1 pseudogene is annotated in these 237 nt (G+C 63.7%); it reads right to left on the reverse strand.

The features are described from left to right. A pseudogene (locus FNJ47_RS55775) lies at window positions 1-237 on the reverse strand (transposase); the annotation flags it as partial.

Raw genomic sequence — 237 nt, forward strand, 5'->3', positions numbered from 1 at the left:
ACGACCCCGGCGGACAGTCCCTCGATCAATGTGGCGGCTTGCGGTGCATCGCCCTTCTGGCCCGCGGTGAGCGTGAACCGCACGGGACATCCCAAGCCCCGAACCGCCATATGTATCTTGGTGCTCAAGCCGCCGCGCGAGCGCCCGATCGCTTGATCTTCAGACCCCCTTTTTTCGCCCCGGCGGCGTGCTGATGCGCCCGGACGATGGTGGAATCCACGATCAGATATTCGAAGT

Origin of the sequence: Bradyrhizobium uaiense (assembly GCF_010811875.1) — a bacterium.
Classification (GTDB): Bacteria; Pseudomonadota; Alphaproteobacteria; order Rhizobiales; family Xanthobacteraceae; genus Bradyrhizobium; species Bradyrhizobium uaiense.